Source organism: Paenibacillus sp. 01T422, assembly GCF_056398785.1.
In genome coordinates this window covers 1-3,951 of the sequence record NZ_JBFTQB010000739.1, presented here as the reverse complement: position 1 = coordinate 3,951, position 3,951 = coordinate 1, and the positions used below count along the sequence as shown (strand labels likewise).

The following is a 3,951-nucleotide window of genomic DNA, read 5'->3' as shown; positions in this document are numbered from 1 at the left end:
AACCGTTGCAGCTGCAACCTTCTCTCCGTCAATCCATAAAATAATGTCCGAATCCACATACCTGATTTTGATATCATAGGTTTGATTAGTAGACATGGACTTAGAAGCGATGTTGCCGTAGTATTCCGTTCCATTTTTATAGTAATAGTAGAGCCAACTGCCGTTGTCATAAACAATGCCTGCAAAATTATTCACATCCACATACCGGAACAAAAAGCCATATCGGCCTTGCCCGCTCTCGACCTTCAGCTTAGTTTCTAGCTCAGCATTCTGATAGGAAGGCGAATTATCATCCACCATCAATGTTACCCCGGATGTAACAACTTTGAGCGCATTATTCACTACGCTGAAAGTAGCGTTACCGGAGGTTTTCTTCCAACCGCCAATTTGCCCGTTATTATAGTCTTGGAAATAGGCATCTCCATCAGCCGCTAGAGCTGTACCACTTGGGATGACAGCATACATTTGGAGTGCTGTTAGTACAGCTAAAGATACCGTGATACCTTTTTTCAACTTGGGACTACTGGATTTCATTCCTGCAACCACCCTTCTAAATAGGTTTCCATTCGCGAATTTTCGACATGATACGACATGTATCATGTCTCGGCAATGTCGGTAATTTTAAAGCCTTTCTTCTTCATCAATCGTTTGGATTCCTCGATGCGCAAATTCGTTAAGTACTGGATGAAATTGCTGCCGACTTCCTTCGTAAACTGTTTGCTTAAATAGCTTTCGCTGACACCCACCATCTCGCTGATTAACACCAGGTTGACATCTTCCATGTAATGAAGATCAAGGAACTGTTTAGCTGTCGCTACTACAGTGCTGTAGCTGCTATCCGCTTTTTCCTTCCCATGAAGCCAGCTGTACAAGTTCGCGCAGATCCGATGCAGCCAGCTTTTCGTTTCTTCCAATGTTTCCAAGCTTCTCATATATTCAAAAGGATGCTGAATCTCTTCCTCCAGTTCGTCCCAACTTATGCCTTTGCGATAGAGCAAACCACCGAGCTCCCAGAGCAAATTCTCAAGCGCAGCTTGGACTTCCTGGGGTTTCCACCCCCATGTTTGTCCTAGCAGCAGCTGCATTTGTTCAAACTCCCTGTTCCACAGCTCCGGATTTCCCTGCTCCAGCAGCTGAGCGATCCCGGCACCGTTTGCCTTCAGCGTCAGCTGCAGCTTGCGAACATGATCCTGGCTGGCATTCGCTCCAGATCCAGATCCAGCTCTTCCCTGATCCATACAACTTTCGGGATAAAACACTTTGTTCCATCCGGCAAAAAAACTCATCGTTGCCAAATGCGCTGCCTGCTGGTGCAGGCGGTACCAATGCTTCGTTCCACTAGCCAGCTCACTCACGCCGATAGATATCGAAACATTCACATATTGGATAAGCCGAGTTTGCATCATGGTAAAAGCAGACTGCACTTTTTCGCGAATGACACTTTCACTTCGATACTGTGCCAACGTACAAAACAGCACGTATTCCGTTTGGCTTTTACGATAAATAAAATGCTGGATCGACATGGCGTCGAGCACGGTTTGCACCGATTGTCTAATAAAACGCTGCGTTTTCGTATCATGTAAGCTTCGTTCCAACCTGCTATTCGCAGAGCCATGTGCAATGGTCATGACAGCAACCAACTGGTTGGATTCACCTAGCCATTCGTGAATTCCTGTCGCCATAACGGCTGCTGAATCCTCCTGCTGGTGAGGATCAAACGTGATGAGCTGGCGAAGAATTTCACTTTTCGCGTCGATGTCGTCTTGGGCCTCACTAGCCGGCAGCGGATTTAACGAAGGTTCCTGTTTATGAAGTTCGCTAATCGCCTTCAGAACGACAGGCACAAGATGCTCCTCATCCATATCCGCCTTGACGATGAAATCGATAGCACCGAGCACAAAAGCCTCCCTAACATAGCTGTAATCGCTGTAGGCGCTTAGCATGATCGTGACGGGTCTCCGCTTTTCCTTAACGGCCGGGTAAGCCCGCAGCAGCTCGATTCCGCTGAGCCTCGGCATCTCGATATCCAGCAGCATGAGATCAATATCGTCTCGCTGCTCCAGAATCTCAAGTGCCTCCGCCCCGTCTGCGGCTTCGACCTCGACCGCAATTCCCATACTTGGCCAATCAATCATATGTTGAAGTGCAAGGCGAACAAGCGGTTCATCGTCAACAATCATCATTTTAAGCAACCGATTCATCCTCCAATGGCCAAGTTGACTGCCTCTTCCTTATCCTTTAACAGCCCCATCCATGAGACCTTTGAAAATATAACGTTGAAATACGATGTAGAAAATGGCACTTGGCAGCAAAACAATGATAATCCCAGCGCACAGCTGAGATAAATCGGAGCTGCGTGTGCTGACAAAAGCCGTCAATGAAGTCGCCAACGTCGCAAGCTTCACGCTAGGCATGTATAGCTGCTGGACGAAGATATCGTTCATTATTGTAACACTTTTTAGTATAGCTAGAGTAGCTGTTGCTGGCAGCAATAACGGGAAAATAATCGAGCGGAAAATTCGCACGTAAGAGGCTCCATCCAGCATCGCGCTCTCGTCGAGCTGTACGGAAATCTTTTCGAGAAACTGCATGTAAATGTAGATCTGCATAATATCTGTTCCTATATAAATCAGCAGAGGCGCCCCTAGTGTATTATAGACTCCAAGAGCATGAATGAGCTGAAACCGGGCAATTTCCGTCGTATAAGCTGGAATAATCATGGCTGCCATAAATAAGATGAGAATCACTTTTCGCATGCGGAACTGAAAACGATTCAGCACATAAGCCGTCATCGTGCCGAGCATCATATTCCCTAGCATGCTGCACGCAACGAGCAGCACTGAGTTCCCCAGTCCGCGCACCATATTGCCTTCTTTCAAGGCGCTAACATAGTTGTCGATATGCAGAAAGCTCCTCGGCAAAGAAAAAGGCGACGTCTCAGCCAACTCCAAATTCGTCTTAAACGAACCGAACACAACAAGCAGAATAGGTACGAATACGATCGCCGCCATTAAGGTAAAAAACACATAATAAACGATATGACCTACTAGTCGCTGAGAGCTTATCGAACGGGTCCTGCTTGGTACATCCGGCTTATAGGTTWGTTTCAATAACTGTGTACGTTCCATGTCAAGATTCACTCCTGTCTTTCACAATCCATGCCTGCAGCGCTGAAAAAATAATAATTAAGAACAAAAGCATAACCGCCATCGACGAGGCCAAACCGTAATTGTTATACGTAAAGGCCGTCTGCAACGAATATAAACCAAATGTCGAGCTTGCGCTGCCTGGACCCCCATTGGTCATGACAAGCGGGATGTCATATTGGAGAAGGGCTCCGGATACATTCATGAACAGAATAATCTCCACCACTCGGCGGATACCTGGCAAAGTTACAAACCGCTGCTGCTGCCAGAAATTCGCCCCATCAATTTCAGCTGCTTCATATAGATCCTTCGGGATCGACTGCAGCCCGGCTAGAAATAGAACGACATGGACACCGCTGTAGCGCCAAAGCGAGACTACCACTAAGGAATAATTGACGACGTTCGCGTCACTTAGCCAACTTTGAATCCATGACTCTAAGCCGATTGCTTTTAACAATTCATTAAGAGGTCCGTTAATAGGATTGTAAATGTAACTAAACATGTAGGCGACTGCAATTCCGTTAATAATATAAGGCATTAGGACAGAAAATCGAAAGAATGCGCTCCCTCGCAGCACTCTGTTTAGCAGCACCGCCGTCATCAGTTCAAGTGGAATTGCAACCGTATGGAGTAAGAAATAGATGCCGTTATTCCTTATCGCATGCCAGGCTTCAGGGAAATCAAACAGCATGCGGACATAATTGTCGAAGCCAATGTACTTGAAGCTTGGGCTGTAGCCGTCCCAGCTAGTTAAGCTGTATCGGAAAAGCTGCAGAGTCGGATAAATAAGAAACAACAGTAAGAG

4 protein-coding genes are annotated in these 3,951 nt (G+C 46.5%); all 4 read right to left on the bottom strand.

The features are described from left to right. The coding region (locus AC1DUA_RS30195) for a hypothetical protein (protein WP_477503256.1) at positions 1–534 on the bottom strand (534 nt) is incomplete at its 3' end. Positions 535–596: 62 nt separating this feature from the next. Then, positions 597–2,183 carry a response regulator transcription factor gene (locus tag AC1DUA_RS30190; RefSeq protein ID WP_477503257.1) on the bottom strand — a complete coding sequence of 529 codons (1,587 nt, stop codon included), beginning with the start codon at positions 2,181–2,183 and terminating at the stop codon, positions 597–599. Positions 2,184–2,231: 48 nt separating this feature from the next. Beyond that, entirely contained in the window at positions 2,232–3,128 is an 897-nt protein-coding gene (locus AC1DUA_RS30185) for a carbohydrate ABC transporter permease (RefSeq protein ID WP_477503255.1), read from the bottom strand. Position 3,129: 1 nt separating this feature from the next. Next, positions 3,130–3,951: carbohydrate ABC transporter permease (locus AC1DUA_RS30180; protein ID WP_477503254.1), on the bottom strand; the 822-nt coding region annotated here is incomplete at its 5' end.